Source organism: Paraflavitalea pollutisoli (assembly GCF_029360705.1).
In the GTDB taxonomy this organism is placed as follows: domain Bacteria; phylum Bacteroidota; class Bacteroidia; order Chitinophagales; family Chitinophagaceae; genus Paraflavitalea; species Paraflavitalea pollutisoli.
This window is the reverse complement of the sequence record NZ_JARKMX010000014.1, coordinates 673,171-694,558: the sequence shown is the minus strand read 5'-3', so window position 1 is coordinate 694,558 and position 21,388 is coordinate 673,171. Positions and strand designations below refer to the sequence as shown.

General features: G+C 52.0%; 9 protein-coding genes and 1 tRNA gene. 4 read left to right on the top strand and 6 right to left on the bottom strand.

What is annotated here, in order from left to right:
- Positions 1-331: 331 nt before the first annotated feature.
- Positions 332-1,315 carry a patatin-like phospholipase family protein gene (locus tag P2W70_RS33150; protein WP_276485913.1) on the top strand — a complete coding sequence of 328 codons (984 nt, stop codon included), beginning with the start codon at positions 332-334 and terminating at the stop codon, positions 1,313-1,315.
- 18 nt (positions 1,316-1,333) lie between these two features.
- Here P2W70_RS33150 and P2W70_RS33145 read toward each other — a convergent pair.
- Positions 1,334-1,409: transfer RNA gene (locus tag P2W70_RS33145), tRNA-Gly, on the bottom strand.
- 520 nt (positions 1,410-1,929) lie between these two features.
- Here P2W70_RS33145 and P2W70_RS33140 point away from each other — a divergent pair.
- Genes P2W70_RS33140 through P2W70_RS33130 form a run of 3 tightly spaced genes read left to right on the top strand, consistent with a single transcriptional unit; the run spans position 1,930 to position 13,199 of the window.
- Positions 1,930-7,809 (top strand): CARDB domain-containing protein, encoded by a 5,880-nt coding sequence (locus tag P2W70_RS33140; RefSeq protein WP_276485912.1) that lies wholly within the window; start codon positions 1,930-1,932, stop codon positions 7,807-7,809.
- A gap of 22 nt (positions 7,810-7,831) precedes the next feature.
- Positions 7,832-8,578, top strand: coding sequence for a YncE family protein (locus P2W70_RS33135; protein WP_276485911.1), 747 nt, complete (start codon positions 7,832-7,834; stop codon positions 8,576-8,578).
- 22 nt (positions 8,579-8,600) lie between these two features.
- Complete coding sequence (locus P2W70_RS33130; protein WP_276485910.1) at positions 8,601-13,199, top strand: MopE-related protein; 4,599 nt, start codon at positions 8,601-8,603, stop codon at positions 13,197-13,199.
- A 77-nt stretch (positions 13,200-13,276) separates the two neighbouring features.
- Here P2W70_RS33130 and lhpI read toward each other — a convergent pair whose 3' ends face one another.
- The 5 genes from lhpI to P2W70_RS33105 form a co-directional block, all read right to left on the bottom strand.
- Positions 13,277-14,245 (bottom strand): bifunctional Delta(1)-pyrroline-2-carboxylate/Delta(1)-piperideine-2-carboxylate reductase, encoded by a 969-nt coding sequence (lhpI, locus tag P2W70_RS33125; RefSeq protein WP_276485909.1) that lies wholly within the window; start codon positions 14,243-14,245, stop codon positions 13,277-13,279.
- A 9-nt stretch (positions 14,246-14,254) separates the two neighbouring features.
- Positions 14,255-16,417 carry a S9 family peptidase gene (locus P2W70_RS33120; protein WP_276485908.1) on the bottom strand — a complete coding sequence of 721 codons (2,163 nt, stop codon included), beginning with the start codon at positions 16,415-16,417 and terminating at the stop codon, positions 14,255-14,257.
- Between the two features lie 202 nt (positions 16,418-16,619).
- Positions 16,620-17,954 carry a TolC family protein gene (locus tag P2W70_RS33115; RefSeq protein WP_276485907.1) on the bottom strand — a complete coding sequence of 445 codons (1,335 nt, stop codon included), beginning with the start codon at positions 17,952-17,954 and terminating at the stop codon, positions 16,620-16,622.
- 28 nt (positions 17,955-17,982) lie between these two features.
- Positions 17,983-18,645: an ABC transporter ATP-binding protein gene (locus P2W70_RS33110; RefSeq protein ID WP_276485906.1), complete on the bottom strand. Its 663-nt coding sequence runs from the start codon at positions 18,643-18,645 to the stop codon at positions 17,983-17,985.
- Between the two features lie 41 nt (positions 18,646-18,686).
- Entirely contained in the window at positions 18,687-21,077 is a 2,391-nt protein-coding gene (locus tag P2W70_RS33105; RefSeq protein ID WP_276485905.1) for an ABC transporter permease, read from the bottom strand.
- Positions 21,078-21,388 lie beyond the last annotated feature (311 nt).

The following is a 21,388-nucleotide window of genomic DNA, read 5'->3' as shown; positions in this document are numbered from 1 at the left end:
AAGACATTACTGGCTCCTGTCGCTGCCCGGCGGCAAGGTTGAGAAGGCAGGTAGGTGATGGCGGTTACATTAGACGCTTAATAAGCTGGTGTCGTTGCGTTTACCGAAATATTTTTCAATCCTCCATGAGTATTATTCTCGGGCGAAAAGTGATTGAAGACTCGTCTAAAAAAACGTTAAATGGGTTGAGGTGCTTTTGCTTCCGGACCTGTTCTGGTATTTTCAGGGAATGAAGCAAATACTACTTATCGCATTATTGACAGTGTCACTGGCCGGTACGGCCATGGCGCAGCCGGTTTGTTATAAGAACCTGGTGCTGTAAGGCGGCGGGGTGCGAGGTTTTGCCTATGCCGGGGCTTTTGAAGTACTGGATAGCCTGCAGGTGTTGAAAGGCATCGAGCGGGTAGGAGGGACCTCGGCTGGGGCGATACAGGCTTGCTTGCTGTCGGTGGGCTATACACCCTGTGAGATTCTGCAATTGACGGCTTATGTAAAGCCCCAGGAATTCAATGATGGATCGTGGTTCTTCGGAACGGGCGTACACCGGTTGAAGAAGGATTTTGGTTACTACAAAGGAGAGAAGATCAGCCAATGGCTGCATGACCTGATCGCTGCGAAAACGGGCAATGGTGATATCACCCTGGGTGAGCTGCACCGGTTGCGTGCGACCAAAGGATACAAAGACCTCTATATAACGGGCACTGACCTTACCTACCAATGTCTGCGCATTTTTTCATACGAACAATACCCGCATATGCGGGTGAAGGATGCGGTACGCATCTCGCTATCGATTCCCCTGTACTTTAAACCGGTGCTGATCGACGATTGTGGTGCGGTGTACGATAAGAAGGTGGAAGGGGTGAGCCTGCACCTGATGGTGGATGGTGGTGCGCTGAGTAACTATCCCTTGTTCCTGTTCGATTCGTCGAAGTATGTGAGTGGGATACACTTGCCGCGTAATGTGATGATGGAGAACCCGGAAACCCTGGGGCTGATGATGGAGTCGCCGGAGCAGATCGCCTATAACCGCCAGCATGCGGGCAATGCGCCCATACGCATTAAAAGCCTCAAAGACTATATGAAAGCGGTGTATGTAACGCTGATCGATAAGGTCAGTCCGGAGGCGGCAAATACCAGTCAATGGAAACGTACAGTGACGATCAGCACACTGAATCATTCGGGCCGGGTGCGCAAGCTGCCGAAGAAGGTGGTGGAGGAGTTGCTGGAAAGCGGCCGCGAGGGGGCGCGGCGGTTCTTTGGCAGTGATGCAAAGAAGCCGTTGATCGCAGGAGCTAATACGTCGGTAACGACCTGAATGAGGCGTTGATGCAAGTGGAGCGGAAAACGGGGCTCGAACCCGCCACCTATAGCTTGGGAAGCTATCGCTCTACCAAATGAGCTATTTCCGCTGGTAATACTAAAGTTAATGAAAATTCAGGATCGTTTTACAATTACAATTGAAGCTAGCCAAGTTCATCTTCGCAGATTATTTCAACACACGCTGGACTACCTACATGTAAAAAATGTACTCCGGTAAAACATGCCTCCACCATTCGTGACGCTAATTATACACTCCATCTATACAGGCATACCTTTCCTCAATTGATCGGAAATTTTAACAATTCGTCAGATAGTGGTGATTGTAGTATCCACGGTCCACTACTTTTGAGAAAGTTTATCGTGAGCAAGTTGTTTTTATGCCTACTCCGTGCCGATTAGCTATGCCTTGCTCTATGCTGAATCACCCCCTCAACGAAACCCTGCCAGGCAGGTTTCAATCCATTATCACTTAGCATTTACCAAGGTGATGCAGGCCCGGGCCTGCATCGAACTTCCTATGCCCGGCAGGCAAATTCATGCGCAGACCGGGTGAGGGATTCGCTGTGCCCATACTAAACCAACTGAATCATATCGTTCAACTTTTATACAATGAAGATCATATTGCGGGTCATTTTTTTTTGTTGGCTCCTCTTGCTGGCAGGCATCGAAAGCAATGCCCAGATCACTCCTAAGCCAGACCTCTCTTCCGGCAGCGCTGCCTGGAAGGAGCTCCTCCTGAAAAGTAAACGCAAGGCTGTAGCACCTGGCGCAAGCGCCCTGCGGGCACGCAAAACGCAGGTAGCGGCCCAATCGCCTGTAAAGAACCAATCGCCTGCGACGACCAAAGGAGTTATCACCAACAAGGCGCTCGTTGCGCCTGCCTGTCTCGTGCCGGTCGACGCCTCTTTTACGGCGCTTCCCCGTGGTGACGGCAACAGCTCCGACGCCATTCATCTTCCCTTTTCGTTCAACCTGTACGGTACTACCTACAACGAAGTTTATATCAATACGGATGGTACGATCTCTTTTACCGAGCCGATCGAAGAGTACCTGCCCATCGCGCTACCTTATTACCAACCCGTGATCGCCCCTTTCTGGGGCGATGTCGATACCCGCCACGCCAACAGCGGCCAGGTGTATTACAAGGTAACACCTACTCACCTCATCGTAACCTGGGACCATGTTGGCTATGCTGACCAGGAAGGCGACAAACTCAATACCTTCCAGGTCATCATCGGTGTACCCGGCGACGAACTGCTGGGCCCCAACACCAACCTGAAAATGAACTACGGCGATATGCAGTGGACTACTGCTTACGAAGCCGGCGATTTCCCCGCACTCGTAGGTATCAATGGCGATTTTTTCCAGTACTACCAGCAGATCGGCCGATTTGGAAAGTTGGATGACAGCTACGATGGTCCCGGCGGCCAGCATGACGGTATTCAATACCTGGCCAACAAATGTTTCTCGTACGATGTACGGACCCTACCCAACCTGCCTCCGCAGTTCAACTACGATGAACTGAGCCGCGTCATCGAGCTCAATGTGGGACAAACCATAGAGATCGAACCTTTCTTTACTGCACCAGAAGCGGGCCAAACGGTGACCACCGAAGTGCTGGCCGATGAAGGATCGATCTGCAAACTGAACTATACCGTCACCAATGGCCCCACTTCACGGATCAAGATCAAAATAGAAGGTGACCCTTGTAATGCGGGTTTTCATTTTCTCTACATGACGGCCACCGACAATGGCCATCCGCAACAGGTCACCACGGCCACCCTGCTCATCTGGATCAAACAAGATGCACCGGTAATCAGCTTTCCCCTGCCCGTCGATGAAGATGGCGATGGGCGTTACCCACTCAAGGCTACTGCCAGCAATGGACAAGAGATCGTTTATAATGTTTTGTCGGGCCCCGGGTATGTTGAAGACGATACGTTGATCACCACCGGTGTCGGTTCGGTGACAGTGCGTGCCTTTGCATTCAATGAAAGCGCGCAAACGATGGTGTTTGAAGATGCCACGGTATGTGTGCCGGTCAAAAAGCCGGGCGCCATAACGGGCGATCCTACCGGCTGCCTGCAGTTTGAATCTATTTATCAGGTGCCCTTGGTGTATGGCGCCACCTATCACTGGACGGTAGACGGCGTCGCAGTTGAAGCCGAAGGTAATGAAATCACGGTGCTGTGGTCATCACCCGGCAGCCACCAGATAGCAGTATCCTATTCCTCCGATTGTAGTGCAGCCGGATCGGCCAGTACCCTCGCCGTGCAGGTAATCTCCAATCCGCTGACCGGCTCCATCGGCAAGATGCTGCCTTCGGACGGGAATACCAGCGTGTCCTTTCCGCTAACCTTCTCCTGGTTCCCGGTAGAAAAAGCGGTCTCTTACGATATTTATGTATGGCCCGCCGAGGGCGTACAACCCAAGGTGCCCCTGATCAAAGGGATCACGGATATCAACCATACTTTATACAACAGCACACTGCTGGAGTATGGCAAGCCCTATAAATGGCGTGTGGTGGCGCGTGGTGTCTGTGCCTTGCTCGAAAGTGCCGTGCAGACCTTCCAGCTGCGCCACTTGCCCGACCTCACAGTCAACAATGTACAGGCGCCCGCCACGGCTTTTTCGGGCCAGTCTATTTCGCTAAGCTGGCAAGTGAGAAATGCGGGGCAGGGTGCTACACTCGATCGTAACTGGCTCGACAGGGTCTATCTCTCTACCGACCTGGTGCTCGATGAACATGATATCAGTTGTATATCGGTAGCCAATACCAGCGCCCTCAACAGCGGTGGCAGTTACACCGGAACCGCTACCTTCAACCTGCCCAATGGCCTCTACAGCAAATATTACTTTATCGTAGCAGCCAACGATTACGATCAGCTGCTGGAAAAGGACGATGCCAACAACCTTGGCTTCAGTGCAACTCCTGTCAATATTCAACTTACGCCGCCGCCCGATCTGCAGGTGAGTACGGTTACCCCGCCAAACAATGCCTTCTCGGGCCAACTGGTGGAAGTGATCTGGACCGTGAACAATGACGGAATCGGCAAAGCGAGCGGTGCGGGCTGGATGGATGTACTATACCTGACAAAGGAGGCAGTTCTGGACAGGAATAAGGCTGTTAAACTCGGCATGCTTTACCATGGCGCTGAGCTCACGTCCACCAGCAGTTACACGCAGAAAATGACCGTACGCCTGCCAGATACGGTTGCCGGTAATTACTACGTGCATGTAGTAACCGACTGGGCCGATGACCTATATGAGCATGCGGCCGAAGACAATAATACCAACAAGAGCGGCATCGTCAATATCATCCAGGCGCCTCCGGTAGACCTTGTGGTGCAGGCTATCGAAGCCCCTGCCGCCGCTGCGGAAAACAGTAAAGTAACATTGCGCTGGAAGGTAGGCAATGCTGGCGGTGCTGCTACCAACAATACCTATTGGCGCGATGCTGTTTACCTTTCTACCACACCTGTTTTCAACGCGCAGACCGCTATTGAGTTGAGTACGGTAACAAGATCGACAGCTTTGAATGCGGGTGAGTTCTACCCGGTTGAAAGAACCTTCCTCTTGCCCAGGCATCTCGCCGGCACTTTTTATGTGGCGGTACAAACAGATGTATTCAAGGAAGTATTTGAATACGAGGCCGAGCACAACAATATCATTGTTAGCCCTCTGCCCATGCAGGTCTCGACACCCGATCTTTCCATCGCTCAACTCACTATGCCGGTTGCTGGTCTTTCCGGGCAGGCGATCAATATCCACTATACCCTGAAAAACAATGGCAGTGCGCTTGAAAATACCCGGCTGACCGACCGTATCCTGATCAGCAAAAGTCCGGCTTTCGATGCTGCCAGCAGCACCGTCGTGAAACTGCATAGCTATGCGACCGGCCGCCTCGAGGCCGGGCGTGATACCGGCAAGTCGGTGTCTGTGGTACTGCCGGAAGGCATTGCGGGAAGCTATTACTTATATGTTCAAACAGACGTGACCGATACTGTTTATGAAACCAACCAAAACAACAATACCGGCCGTAGCGTGGCAGCGATCGAGGTAAGTTTCGGCCCCTGGGCCGATCTGCAGGTGAGTGCTATAGCGGTGCCCGACCAGGCCGCCGGCGGTGCACTGGCAGCCATCAGCTATACGGTGGTGAATAAAGGCAACCGGTCTACCAACGACAGCAACTGGACCGACCGTATCTATGTATCCCAACAACCGACCTGGGATGCTGCCAAAGTAGTGCTGTTGCGCACGCTTGGGCAACAAGCGGCCATCGATAAAGACAGTATGTACCGTGTGTCTACGTCGGTGATGCTGCCGGGCCATGTGGGTGGCAGTGATTACTATCTATTCGTGGTGACCAATGCCGGCCACCAATTGTACGAACACAAAGACTCCAATAACAATACAGGCCGCAGCAAGGCTTTCTATATCAAAAAATATCCTCCGGTAGATATTGTCGTTGGTCCGGTCATCGCGCCGGCAAGTGGACAATCGGGCATGCCCCTCTCCGTGCAATGGACAGTGCAGAACAAGGGTGAGGCTATTACGTTGCCGGGACAATGGACCGATGCCGTGTATCTCTCTGCCGATACGGTATGGGATGGCAATGATCAGCGCCTCCAATCTTTTGTACACCGGGGCGATCTGCCTGCACAAGGAGCTTATACCAGCGAACAGACCTTGCAGCTTCCCAACGGGCTTGCCGGCCGGTTTTACCTGCTGGTAGTAGCCGACCCGGAAAATGTAAACTATGATGCACAGCCCGGCAACAACTATGGCCTGGTACGCAACGGCGGTCAACCTGTACCGATCGGTATCGTGTTGACGCCGCCTGCCGACCTGGTGGTAACGAAGTTGACAATCCCCGATGAAGGTTTTGCCGGCCAACCGCTCCCGGTAAAATGGGTGGTGCAGAACAAAGGAACTGGCGCTACCAACAAGAGCGGCTGGACCGAAAAGATCTTCCTCTCTAAAGATATTCATCTCGATCCGCTGGATGTGCAACTGGGCGCCTTTGTGCGCAAGGGAGCGCTGGCTGCGGGTGCCCAATACCAAGACAGTATGGAAGTATTGCTACCGATGACCAACCTGGGCAATCATGTGCTCATTTTCCAATCGGATGCCAACGACAACGTGTACGAACACAACGCAGAAGAGAACCTGTCCACCACTTTGATCACTATCGTGAAAGACGAGCTGTCGGACCTGGTCGTCACCGATGTGCAGGTGCCTGCATCGGCCCAGGCGGGCGAGGAAGTGATGGTCAAGTGGAAAGTGCGCAACACGGGTACTCATCCGGCAAATGGGTTTTTCCTGCAAAGCATTTTCCTGTCGGCCGATGATGTAAAAGATGTAGCGGATGTGCTGGTGGGTTCTATTCCGGTACGTGCCAACCTGGCGCCGGGCGGAGCCATAGAGCAGTCGATGTCCGTTTCGCTCAAGGGCGTATCACTGCGTCCATACTATGCACTGGTACATGCGGATGTGCAGAACAATATGCCGGAGGTAGATGAAAACAATAATATTTCTCCTTCACGGCAACCTGTACAGGTAGCTATGGAAGCGCTCGAACCGGAACAGGTAAAACAATCCATCCTTGGTCATGCAAAAGATAAATACTACCGCTTCGATGTACCCGATTCACTGGTAGGCGCTTCGCTGCTGATCACGCTACAGGGTGATACGGCCAAAGGTGATAATGGTATGTATGTGCGCTACGGCGATGTAGCGGGTATGGCCGTTCATGATCTTTCGGGTGAGGTGCCTTACCAGGCCAACCAGGAGATCATCATCCCTGCACTGCGCAGCGGTACCTATTATGTGCTCGTCCATGGCCGTACGCGGACACTGGAAGCGCAATCTGTATCGGTGAAAGCTTCCGTGCTACATTTCGACATACGGACAGTGGAGGCCAAGGAAGGCGGCAATACCGGTGAGGTGACGGTGCTAGTACAGGGCGCTAAATTGAATACGGTACGTACCATTTGTTTGCAGCAGGGCAGTCAATCCGTAAAGGCTGCCCGTGTGGAGATCATCAATCCTACCAGCCTGTATGCCCGCATCGACCTCCAAGGTGTTGCTGCCGGTGTATACGATGTGGTAGCGGAAAATATCGACGGCGACACGGCCGTACTGCCGCAAAGTTTTACCGTGGTAGCCGGTACAGGGGCTGTGCTGAGTACCAGCATCGTGAGCCCACCCAATGCCCGTCCCTCCAATGTGCTAAGCTTCCAGGTGGCCTTTGCCAATACCGGCCATACCGATATCATCAATCCGGTGGTCAGGGTTACCAGCCTTGGCGGAGCGCCCATTGCCCTGAAGCCAGGCGATATAGAGACTGCCGGCAAGACGCTTACCCTGCATTTGCAGGAAGTGGGCGGCCCGGCCGGGCGCTTGCGCCCGGGTGCGAAAGGAACGGTCATCGTATATGCGAAGGCCACCACCGTGCTGGGTTTCATGCTGATGGATAATGATCAATAAGATTCATTCAATACGACAAACCATGAAAGCAATGATTCAATACATAAAACGCCGGTTTGCCTTCCCGCACGGCATAGCCTGTTGCCTGCTGCTGCTGACCGCAACGCAATCCTATGCCCAGCCAGCTGAGCCTGCCGATACTTTCAATATAGCGGGCCGGGTACAGCAGACACCGGGCACCGATTCGCTGGTGGCTGACCGACAGGGCCTTTCCATCAAAGGGGAGAACAGGGATGGTGCGCTGTATTACCACGTTTCCGGCAGGAACCTGGAAGCGTTGGTACCGGCGCTCACGCATGTGGCCGTGGCCAATGACGGCAGCAGGATCTGGGTGTTTGGCGATACGCTGTACAACCATTCGGCCACCAACGGTTACGCCAATGTTTATGATGGTTCCGGTCAACTGATCCGTTCGCTGGGCCTGCTGGCCAAAAAGCCTTATATGGCGGTTGTTGGCAACAATGGCGCCCTGGCCTTTGCAGGCAATGTGGCGCGGGAAGGAAAGGCTTTGTACTTGCTTTCTGTCTATAATGCTGCCGGTGACAAGAACTGGTCGGTAATGCTGCCTGCTGCCCACCTGTCGCGGGTATACTTTACCGAAGACAACCAGTTCGTGGCTGTGTCCATGTTCTTTTCCAACGAGTATACCATGAAAACGATGGTATACGACCGGGCGGGCCGACTGATCCATACCCACCGGGGTACTATCGCAAATGGAACGATCCAGGTAGGCACCGAACTCGAGTATATATCTGTAAGGTTGAAATAACACTATTTAATTCCTGATTTATATGAAACATATTGTACGCCGCCGGCTTCTCTGTACGCTGATCTTCCTGTCGGCAGTCCTGGGCAGTTTGTCCGGAAGGGCGCAACAGCTAAGAATGGAAATGGCTTATCCCAGCCTGTATAAAGGGGAGATGCTGGTCAAGTGGACCCGGTCTGCCAGTTCCGATTCGGTCGAATTCCGCCGGCGGGTCAATAACGGTCCCTGGGGTGCCTGGGAACCCCGGGATACTGCCGCTCAATTTTACCTCGACGAGGGACTGAATGAAGGCAACTGGTATTATTACCAGGTGCGTGAAAGGATCAATGGTAGTTGGAAAGAGTCGAACGTGAAAGGAAACGGTTTCCAGATGACCTGGCCTGTGACAGAGCCCGGCGATCCAACGCATGAAAGTCACGACATCCTGCATGGTTTTGGACAAGCCATCGGAACGAACAACAAAAAATACTTCCATGAAGGCGTAGACATGCAAGGACCTAATGACAGGAATGGGGAGATCGTACGTGCGCCGGTTGGCGGCGTCGTGGCCTCGGCCAGTCCGGGAGAAACGACCAGCGACACCGGTGTCATCATTCTGGTTAAGATCCGCGGCGTCGAGTATTTCCTGTCGTTCAATCACCTTGGTGGTATACCCGGCAATATTGTAGAAGGAGAAACGGTAGAGATGGGTGAAAAGATCGGCACCATTCATACGGGTACCTGGGGCGGCCTCTCGAACCATACCCACTTTGGTTATTCGCCGGCCGAATTGCCTGACCTGGAACTGAACCCTTTCACCTTGTTTGAAAACGGGGCACACCGGGATCCCTACCTGATGGCGCCCGAACTGATGGATATGAACCAGGACGGCAAAAAAATCCGTTATAAGAAGGCGCCCGACCTGGAGGAGTTTTATGATGATGGTAAGGTGCACAACGGTGTCGACATCATTGCAGAAGCCATTGACCGGCAATCGAGGGACAATCCCTGGACCAATCCTGGATTGGTGGGGTATTTTATAGAGAAGTTTGAAGAGGGTGACTGGCAGAAGTCGGTCAAGACGAAAGACAAACCGTATGTAGTCTTCAACTCCAATATCTGGTACGAAAGCGACCCTGGCACCCCAAACTTTGAGCTGGTATCCCAGATCGTCGATTACGATGACAAGTTCCAAAGTAAGATTCCGAGTACGCCGCTGGGCTATGATTGGAAGCAGTGGTTTTCCTATACGGTGACCAATACCAAAGGGGAAAAAGGGTTGACGACGGAAATCGACAAAGAGCAGTACTGGGCCACTGATGCCCGTAAGTCCGAATCGCAGCCCAATGGTTACCGGCCCGGTTACAACAAAGCGCGTATCATTGACGAGGCGTTGTTTCCCGATCTGCGGTACCGGGTAGGCATTGTACTGGGTGATCTGAAGCATAGCAAAACCGAATTTGAAGAGTTCAAGGTCGATAACTTCAGACCGTATGCGAAGGTGGTGGAGATCGAAGGTGGTAAGTTCAAATACAAAGGCAGCTGGATCTGGAACACAGGATCGAACAAGCTGACCTTCAAAGAAGATAAGAACGATGAGAAAGCCTGTGGCACTATCCGCATCCGTATCGAATTCAGCGAACCGATGAAGGATGTAACGGTGGAAGTGCCAGGCCTCAACTGGAAAGACCAGGCCAGCGGCGACGATGGCGGCGGTGATGGCAAGATCTTCGAATTCGAGATCCCTGCTGAGCTGACGAAGGAGGGACCGGAAGGACCACACAAACTGGAGATCGATGGGCACGACCTATGTGATAACGGCCTGCAGGGTTTTGGTGACAAAGGTGCCAAGTCGGGCGAGATGATGGACAAACACCAACCCGATGACACCTGGAAGCCCGGCGGCGTGACCCGCAAGGATGACCTGCATGAGTTCAAGCTCATCGACCTGGAGATCGAGGTGGAGACTACGCCGCCCACCGATTGTAAGAACAAGAACGGTACGGCAAAGATCGTAGTGACAGGCGATGAAGGTCCGTTCGAATACCGGGTAGATGGTTCACCCTGGCAGGCCTCCAATACTTTCAAGAAACTTGCTGGCGGTAAACACACCGCTGTGGTGCGCAGAAAGGATACGGAATGCGAATTTCCCAAAGACTTCGAGCTGGAGGATAAGGGCCTGCAGGTGGATGTAGCGGGCTTCGGATCGGTACAGTTCTGCCAGGACGAAAATCCCTCGATCACCCTGGTGGCTTCGGCTTCCAATGGCTCGGGCAATTATGAATACAGCTGGCCGGGCGGCGTGAAGACTGTCAGTTCCTCGGGTTACTATTCCGTAACGGTGAAGGATCTGGAAGGAGGTTGCTCGCAAACAAAGGGCGGCCAGGTCACTTTTGTTCCCATTGTATGTTCACGCGACCCCAACGATATTGTAGGCCCCGAGGGTTATGGGCCGGCGAAGATGATCGCCAGGTCGAAGCGTCATTCGTATATGGTGCGATTCGAAAATGATCCGGAGTTTGCTTCCGCGCCAGCTCAGGTAGTGAAGATCAACCATCCCATCGATGCCAATGCCAATCTATATTCGCTGCGCCTCGGTGACTATGGTTTTGCCAATATGACCTTTGCGGTACCGGCCGATAAAACTTATTATACTACCCGCCTCAACCTGCTGGATTCGCTGGGTGTAGTGGTAGATGTGGTAGCTGGTATCGATGTTACAAAACGCGAAGTGTTCTGGATCTTCGAGTCGAAAGATCCGAATACCGGATTGCCACCAGCCAATGCATTGTTGGGCTTTTTGCCGATCAACGATTCTACCGGCAAGGGCGAGGGCTTCGTTACCTATACCATCAGCCCGGGAGCCGATACGCAGACTGGTGATACCCTCCATGCGAAAGCCAGCATCGTATTCGATGTCAATGCGGCCATTGAAACGCCGTCCATCTTCAACACCATCGATGCGGTAGCTCCGGTCAGTAAGGTGAAGGCATTGCCTGCCACGGGTAAGGAGGCGTCCTTCCGCGTCAGTTGGCATGGGGTCGACGATGCCGGTGGGTCGGGGGTACGCGACTATAGTTTGTATGTGTCGGAGAATGGCGGTGTATTCAAACCGGTACAGGCTGCGAGTGCCGACACAGCTCTCCAGTTCTCCGGTGCAGCTGGTAACACCTATGGTTTTTTTGTGATAGCTGCAGACAATACCGGTAACGTGGAAGCTATGAAGCTGATAGCGGAAACCGCCATCAGGATCACTGACGACTGCACGGAGGAAGTGTGCAACGGCGTGGATGATGATTGCGATGGTGAAATAGATGAAGGCTTCATCATTACCTATTACCGCGATGCGGATGGAGATGGATTTGGTTCCCCTACCGATAAGAAACAAGGTACCACCTGTGCTCCTCCGGCTGGTTATGTAACCAATAACAAGGATTGTAATGACAACAACGCGGCCGTGCATCCCAACGCTACCGAGATCTGTGGCAATAACATCGACGATGATTGCGATGGGCTGGTGGATGAAGGTTGTGGCTTGCAACGCTATTACATCGATGCGGATCATGACGGATTTGGTCGCGATGGTGGTTCCGTATTGTCGGCGAAACCAATTCCCGGCATGGTGCTGGTAGGCGGTGATTGTATCGACTGGGATGCCAGTGTATATCCCGGTGCACCAGAACTGGCCGATGGGAAAGACAACAACTGTAACGGACAGATCGATGAAGGATTACCCCTGCAACGATACTACATCGATGCAGACCATGATGGATTTGGTCGCGACGGAGGTTCAAGGTTGTCGGCGATACCGATTGCCGGCATGGTGCTGGTAGGCGGTGATTGCATCGATTGGGATGCCGCCATCTATCCGGGTGCACCGGAACTGGCCGATGGCCGTGACAATGATTGCGACGGTGAGATCGATGAAGGATTACCAATGAAACGATATTATATCGATGCCGACCATGATGGATTTGGTCGCGACGGCGGCTCGAAGTTGTCTGCCATACCGATTGCCGGCATGGTGCTGATAGCGGGTGATTGTGTCGATTGGGAAGCGACCATCTATCCCGGAGCGCCCGAACTGCCCAATGGTCGGGATGACAATTGTGATGGGCTGATCGATGAGGGACTCCCCAAGCAGTGGTTTTATCCCGATGTGGACAAGGATGGTTATGGCCGCGACAAAGGAGCTGTTTATTCAGCGGTTCCCTTGACGGGTTATGTGACCCGCGGTGACGATTGCCATGACTACGATCCTACGATCTATCCCGGCGCGCCAGAGTTGAAAGACGGCAAGGACAACAACTGCAACGGTGTGGTGGACGAAGCAACCATCATTACCCTGCGGGAATCGACGACGGCTACGGCAACTACGGATGCCGTAGTCACGGACGGTGATTTTCAAGTCGTCGTGTCACCGATTCCCAGTTACCACGATTTCACGGTGCACCTGAAGCAGGGTGCTGCCAATGAAAAAGTAATGATACGGGTATTTGACCAGGCTGGCCGGATTGTAGAGGTCAGGGACAATGTATCCATCGGCAGCCGCTTGCAACTAGGCGCCCGATATCAGAAAGGGTATTATGTGCTGGAAGCGGTACAGGGTAAACGCCGGAAGGTGATCAAACTGATCAAGCTATAATAGCTGCTGCAAAGAAACATCATATAACCCATTATACGACAAAAGTCCCCGCTTTCACCGGGGGCTTTTGTTATCGTTTAATAAATGACTGGTTCTTTGGATTTGCCTTTTGCACTGACCCGCTTGTACACAAGCAGGGCCGCAGCGAGGTCCTCGATGGCCAGTCCAACGGACTTGTACAAGGTGATCTCTTCGGGAGACGTCCTGCCGGGATGAATACCTTTGCAGAGCTCCACCAGGTCGGCCTTGACAGCTTCAGGGGTGATCAGACCGTTTTTGATAGGAATAGCCAGTTCGCCCGATTCATGCAGTGCACCCGCTCTCGCATCAACAAACAGTGTTGATCTCGTCACGGCATCGTCGTCGACCTCACGGGTGGCAGGCTTATACGAGCCCACCAGGTCCAGGTGTTGCCCGGGCTTTAACCAGGCGCCTTTTATCAATGGTTCCTGAGACATGGTGGCGCAGGAGATCACATCGGCTGCACGAACTGCCTCTTCCAGGTTAGTCACTATTTCAATGGCATGTCCCGATTGCTGCAGCTGCTGTTGCATAACTGCTGCCTTCGTTTCATTTCTTCCCCATACCAACATCCGTTTATAATCCCGCACAGAGTTATGCGCCGCCACCATGTGGTAGGCTACTTTTCCGGTGCCAACGACCAGCAGCACGGAGGCGTCTCTGGTTGCCAGGTAATTGGCCGCCAGCGCGGAGGCGCAGGCGGTGCGGAATGAAGTAAGCAGGCTCGCATTCATCATCGCCAGCGGCACCCCGGTCACCGCACTCATCAAGGTGTATTGCGCATGAATGGAGGGTAGATCGCGTGTGGCATTATCCGGAGCGACCACCACCTGTTTGATGCCCATATATTCATTGGTCCAGGATGGCATCAGGATCAAAGTATTTTCGATACCTCCCGGTAAACCATAAAAATGATGGTGGCGGAGTGGCATGGTAAATTCTCCGGAAAAGATCTCCCGCAGGTTGGCAATGAGCTCGGCATAGTCCAGCGACGCTTCAATATCCTGGTTTGAAATAATTAGCATATTCTGTGGTTAAATTCCGCCCGGCGGGCAATATTGTCTTAAAAAATCGGCCATCATGGTTCGTCTGTGCAGTCCTGTACCTTCGCCTTCAGAGATGCCATGGGTTCTGTTGGGATAGGGCATGAACTGAAACTGGCGGTTGTGTTTCATCAGTTCATTGAGTAGCATTTCCTCACCCTGGTAATGTACGTTGTGGTCGCCGGTACCGTGCATGATCAGCAAATGGCCTGTCAGCCCTTTGGCATAGGTAATGGCCGAACCCTTGATATAATTGGCGCGGCTTTCCGGCAGCACACCGAGATAACGTTCCTGGTAGATACTGTTGTACACGAAGTGCGAAGGTACACCGGCCGAGGCGAGTCCTACCTTGTAAATCTCCGGATACCGGAAAAGCAGGTGTAATGTAGTAGATCCGCCGCCGCTTGACCCATATACCGCTACGCGGTTGCGGTCAATAAAAGGCCACTCGATGATCTTCCTGGCCGCCGCGGCCTGATCATTCACATTGATCCATCCCAGGTTGCCATAGATGGCCTTACGCCAGGCGCGTCCCTTCGGCGCGGGAGCCCCGCGTCCTTCCACGGCAATGGCGATATAGCCACTGTCGGTATTGAAGAAGCCACCCCTGCCACCAATACCGGCCCCATCGTTTACGGAGGCGCCGGCGGGCTCTGAATACACATAAAATACAACCGGGTATTTTTTAGTGGCATCGAAGTTGGCCGGCTTTACCATAAACCCATCCATCTCGACACCCTCATCGGTGGTGACTTTGAAAAAGCTGATGTTCTTGTAGGCTGGATTTTCTTTCAGGTGTTGCTCGATGGCCGTGGCAGTGTCCGTGGCTTTATGGGCGGGCATCAGCAACCATTCGGAGGCCGGCTGGTATTTATGGCTGGAGAAAGAATGACGCGCCCACTTGCCCTCCGGTGAAAACGAATAGCGGTGTGTGCCTTCCAATGCTGCCGGCGAAATCCTGACCGGTGTGCCCGTACCTTTCAGCGAAGCACGGTACAGGTACAGCTGGGTCGCATTGGCGGGTGATGCCATGAAGTATACAAACCCATTTTTTTCGTCGATGGCGCTTATGGCCGTTACATCATAATCACCTTTGGTGATCAGCAATTCCTTGCCAGTCAGGTCGACCAGGTAGAGTTTTCGCCAACCGCTTTTTTCACTGGCCCACAGGAATGCTTTTCCGTTATTCACCCAGTCATAATTGCCACCACCCCGCATCCAGAATGACTTCACATCGATCCATGCTTCGTCGCGGTCGGTATAGATCAGCTGCTTGTCGCCTGTTGCAGGATGGCATAAGAACAGTTTGCTTTCATTTTGTTTCCGGTTCATCTGCTGCAACAGCAACCGCGAACCATCGGGCGTCCAGTCCATCTGTGTGAGGTATAGATCCTGCGGATTTTCGGGACGCTGAATCCATTGAGTTTTACCGCCTTCTACAGCTACGATGCCGATCTTCGCTTCTGCATTCGGTTCACCCGGTTTGGAGAAAGCAAAAGGAACCAGCTTCGGGTAAATGCTGTCCGTATTGTTGATCATGTGGAAGGTGCCTACTTTGGACAGGTCCATTTGCCAATACGCGATCTTCCTGCTGTCGGGACTCCAACGGATACCGTTGGTGAGGAAAAGCTCCTCGCTGTAGACATAATCAAACCAGCCGTTCAATAATTTATCATTACCATCTGTTGTCAGTTGACGTACCTCTTGTGAGGCAGCATTTTCTACGTAGATATTGTTGTCGTACACGTAGGCCACATATTGGCCATTTGGCGAAAGGGTGGCATTGAGCAATTGACCGGGCTGGTGCCGTGCCCCGATCCGGCAGAGTTTTGCTGCGGGAATATCATACACCCAGCAAGAACTGAAGGTATTGTGGTATTCACGACGGCTATCGGTGAATAACAGCAGCTTTTTTTTGTCGGCAGACAGTACGAATTGAGAGAATCTCAGTGGCCCACCGCCCTGTGGGGGTGTGAGTTGGGCGGAGGAGACCAGGGTTTCTTTGGTCAGGCCGGGTAAGGAAGTTCTTACAATATTTCCTTGTTCTGCGGCGAGATAGGTATTTTCCGAATCCCAGGTCTGCCGGGCATGGGCAGTCAGGTTGAATAGACAGAGCAGGCCTATCAGGCTTAAGGCGGGTTGCCATTTTTTCATTGCAGCATTATTTATGGGTATTGCAAAGATGGTGGGGAATTAGCTGGCGCAATAACCCGATATTGCTGATGCATTCGCGGATTTTAACTCTACGGCCTAATTTTTAGCAAGGCAGCCTGCTAAATATCCCTGGCAGGGGCAAATGAAAAAGGGTGCACGTTGTATCGTACACCCTCTTTGGCCGAATTTTCAAACACTATATTTAGTAAACAAATTTCCCCTGGTAATAATCGAGGATCTTAGTTCGTAATACGTATTCGTAGCGAGCAATGATCAGGTTGGTATTGGAGCGGTCGAGGTTGTTTTTCGCCAACAGGTAATCCACTGAGTTCGAAGCACCGTTGTTGAACCTGATCTCGGCAGCGCGGAAGTTTTCTGTATAAGCGGATACCTGCTCTACGAGTGCCAGGTAACGGTTGCGGGTGTTTTCCAGATTAAGGCGATCACGTTCAATATTCTGTTTTAGCGTAGTAAGAGTGGCCTGTTGATTAAACTGTCCTCTTTCTACCGCCACTTTGGATCGTTCCACATTGTGTTTCGCCACCAATGAATTGAGTATAGGAATGCGTAAGCCGAAACCGTAGTTGGTGAAATAGTTGTTACTGAGCTGATCATAATAGGGCACCTTGTTGCCGGTGGCATCAGGCGTGCTGGCGAATCTTGTGTCGATACCGCCGCCAAAACTGAGTGTGGGCCATAAGGCACCTCTGCTGGCTTTTAAAGACTTTTGAAGGCTTTTGACGAGTAGATCCGCCTGCTTTACCAGGCCCATGTGTTCCAGGGCAGCAGCGTAGATACTGTCTGTTGTGGCCGTATAATCTGTGGCAAATTGTTCTATGCCGATCCTTTCTATTTCAAGGTGCTCGTCATAGGGCACATTCATCAATTGCGCCAGTTTAAGCCGTGAGGTGGCGAGGTTATTCCGTGCGTTGGTCAGCCCGATCTTATTATCTGCCAGCGTTCCCTTTACATCGTACAGGTCAGACGGTTTGATAGCGCCTTCTTCATTCATTACTGTGAGACGGTCTACCTGCTTTTGCGTAACCTCTACTTGTTTTTTCGCCTGCTCCAGCAGGTCGTAGTTGGACAACATGTCGAGGTAGGCCAGGATCACATTCAGCGTGATGTCATCTTTTTGTTGCTGCAAGGCGCTTCGGCTGGCGTCGTAGGCATATCGGGTTGCCTTCATGTTATTCATCCAGCGTAAGCCACTGAATAAAGTTACATCCCCTCCCAGGTTGTAGGAGGCAGATGAGTAGTTTGAATTTACGTAGCTGTTGGTAGTAGGGTCGATGCTTCGTCCCTGGTTAAAATTATGGTTGATATTGGCGCTGAAGCTGGGCAGCAAATTAGCTTTACCCTGCTTCCAATCGATGTGCGACACGTCCATGTCGAACTCCTTATTTTTTACATCAAAATTCCTGGCAATAGCCGCATCGACTACCTGCTTCAGTGTTATGGGTGCATTCTGTGCCTGGCTGTTCAGCGACATCGATACTACCGCATAACAGATCATCAAGGCTTTACCGGGTTTCATGTTTCAGTTTCTTTATTATGTTCCTAAATTAATTGTCTATTCGCCCATCCAGGAGGTTCACGATCCGTGTACCGTATTCTGCATTCTTTTCGGAGTGCGTTACCTGGATGATGGTGACGCCATCTTTGTTCAGTTGTTGGAACAGTTCCATGATGTCTTCCCCTTGTTTGGAATTGAGGTTGCCGGTGGGCTCATCGGCCAACAGCAATTGTGGCTTAGCTATGAGGGCCCGGGCGATACCCACCAGTTGTTGCTGACCACCGGAGAGCTGGGTAGGGAAGAGGTCTTTCTTACCTACGATATTGAACCGGTCGAGTATATCTGCTACCATGGCCTTGCGCTCGGAGGATTTGATATCCTGGTATATGAGGGGTGTTTCGATGTTCTCATACACCGTCAGTTCGTCGATGAGGTGGTAGGCCTGGAATACAAAACCAATGTGTTTTTTATATAACTGGGAGCGTTGTTTTTCTTTCATCGAATGTACAGGCTCACCATTGAAAAAATATTCGCCTTCGTTGGCATCGTCGAGCATGCCGACAATGTGCAGCAGGGTCGATTTACCCGATCCCGAGGGGCCCATAATGGATATGAATTCGCCGGCATCGACCTTGAAGTTGATATCTTTCAGCAGGAAGGTGGGCTTGCCGCCTACATTTACCCATTTGGAGATGTGCTTGAGCTCTAACATGTGATCGTTTGTTTTGTGTTTACTATTTAGGTGCTTGCCTGTTATTCTGTTCTCAGGCTATTGACCGGATTGGCTGTGGCTACCCGGTAAATTTGTGTAATGATAGTCATTAATGCGATCAAAAGCATCGCCCCAAAACTTATCAATAGTATGTCGATGCCCACCTGTATGCGGTTGGCAAATATATTCAGGAAAAAATGGCCCAGCAGGAAACCGATGGGCAGGGCAATCGATCCGGCGATCAACAACAGTTTAACAAAGTTCCTGCTCAGGAGCGCCATAACAGCACCAACACCGGCCCCCATTACCTTGCGGATGCCGATCTCTTTGCGCCTTGTTTCGGTCGTATAGATCACCATACCCAGCAAACCAAGCGAAGCGATCGTCACGGTGATGAGGGTCAGAAAACCCAGCATACCCACAGTGCCGGTTGCTGCGTGCCGGCCATCCCATTCGTCCTGCATCCAACTTCCGGCAAAGGGTTGCCCGGGATAGTGATTTTTCCAGACAGCTTCTACCCGTGCCAGGTAACCGGGGGGAAGCGTATTGACCGTACTGGCAACAACGAAATGTGTGGCAAAGGGCTTGTTCCGTATTACGAGCGGAATATAGGGGCTGGCCATGCCCCGGTGAAATACATTTTTTACGACGCCGGCAATCTGCACGGTGATGCTGTCATCCAGCAGGATGGTTTTGCCCACAGCTTCCTGGGGTGTGCCGAGTTGCAGTGGTTGCAAAGCACGTTCATTGATCACCACCTGGCGCTCGCCCATCAGGCTATCGTTGATGGCAATAAAGGGACGCCCTGCCAGAAAGTTCAATTGCATGACGGAAAAGATCTCCGGATCTGCATAATAGTAATCCATACCGATATAGTCTTTGCCGGCCTGGGTTTGCACTTTGGTGGTGCCCGTAGCATTTTTACCGGGCACGGTAGATACGGTGGCTACACCGGTAATACCGTTCAATTGCTCCAACGCCTGTTTCAACCGGGGCTGGCTTTCAGGCGTAGCGGGCAACGTAATGATATGATCTTTTCTGAACCCTGGATCGGCCGATGCCATATAGCTGAATTGCCGGTAAAAGGTCAGCGTGAAGATGATCGCGATCAGCGAGAGCGCAAATTGTATTACCAGCAACCCCTTGCGTACGCCATTCCCCAGGAATAATTTGACGGTCGTAAGATTTTTCAATACCGCTACCGGTTTGAAAGAAGAGAGCGCCCAGGCCGGCAGACCGCCCGCCAGCAGACCGGCAAACAAAGCAAACAGAACAAACCATCCAGCCGTGGCTGCATCCAGGGAAAGTTCGTCGGCCGACGTGATTTCCCGGCTGAATGGTTGTCCTGTTATCAGGTGAAGCATGACATATCCCAGCGCAAGCGCGAGAAAGGCTGTCAGCAAAGATTCTACAATGAATTGTGTAAATATTTGTACACGCCTGGCGCCAGCGACCTTCCGTACCCCAACTTCTTTACCGCGGCGTAAAGAACGGGCGATAGACAGGTTGGTGTAATTGAAACAAGCCGATAGCAGGATGACGAAGGCGACCGAAATCTCGGCCCACACCTTTCCGCGGGAACCGGTATCGCCCAAAGAAAAACCCATTTCTTCGCTGAGTATGATCTTGTCGAAGGGCTGCACTTCAAAATAAAAACTCTCCTGGCCAATCTTGTTAGACTGCTGCAGTAATTCCCGGGAGACAGACTGAAGTGACTTGTCCAGTTGGCTGGCAGAACGATGTGGTGGCAATTGCAGGTAGGTATAGGCTTTGGTAAGGTCCCATTGTTGAAGCATGGCCGGCAATTTTCCGGTTTTTTCCAACACATTGACAGAACTCATGGAGAGGTAGGCATCTTTAAGCAAGTGCGATTTGCCGGGCGGCGGTTGCATCACACCGGTCACGGTGAAGTCGCCCAGGCCGGTGATGGAGATGGTTTGTCCCATGGCTTGTCCCGGCTCGAAAAATTTGGTAGCAGTAGCCTGGCTTAACACGATGCTGTTGGGTGCGCTGAGCACAGTGGCAGCATTGCCGGCCTGCAGGGGGAATCCGAAAAGCTGGAAAAAGCCGCTATCGACAAATGCTTGTTGTAAGTAGAAATCTTTGACACCACTGGTGGCATTGTTGTTGTAGGGGTAAACACGTACCTGGAGCGCCGCGGGATCAAACTCGGCATTCAGTTTAGGAGCCAGCGGCAGTGGCGTGCTGGCCCATGTATAGGTGTTTCCTTCGCGACCTGTAACATGAGTAATGATGCGCACCATGCGATCGGACCGGGGATGAAATGTATCATAGCCCAGCTGGTCTTTTACATGGATGATCACCAACAGGCAGACCGCCATACTCAATCCAAGTCCGAAGACATTGATGAATGCGAATACCTTGTTTCTTACAAGGTTCCTGCAGGCTATTTTAAGGTAGTTCCTAATCAAGTTGATGATCTTTTATAATACCGGTGCAAAATAATAGGCTATCCAGCTGGCATTTTGTTGCATCGGAAGAAGTCTGTTTTTCACGGCTTTACTTTCCCCTTCATTCCCATGGCTATGCTTTCCCTGCCATCCGGATGCCTGCCCGTAGTATGGCAATCACATGCCAGAACGTAGTGGTATGATTTACAGTGTAATATAAGCTTATTGAACGGCTGTACAGTTCGTTTCCGATACAAAAACTGTTCGGTTTCGATACAGCGTCCGCCGGCCAGCTGCCGGTGGGGGTGACGGTTGCTTTTCCGGGCTGCCGT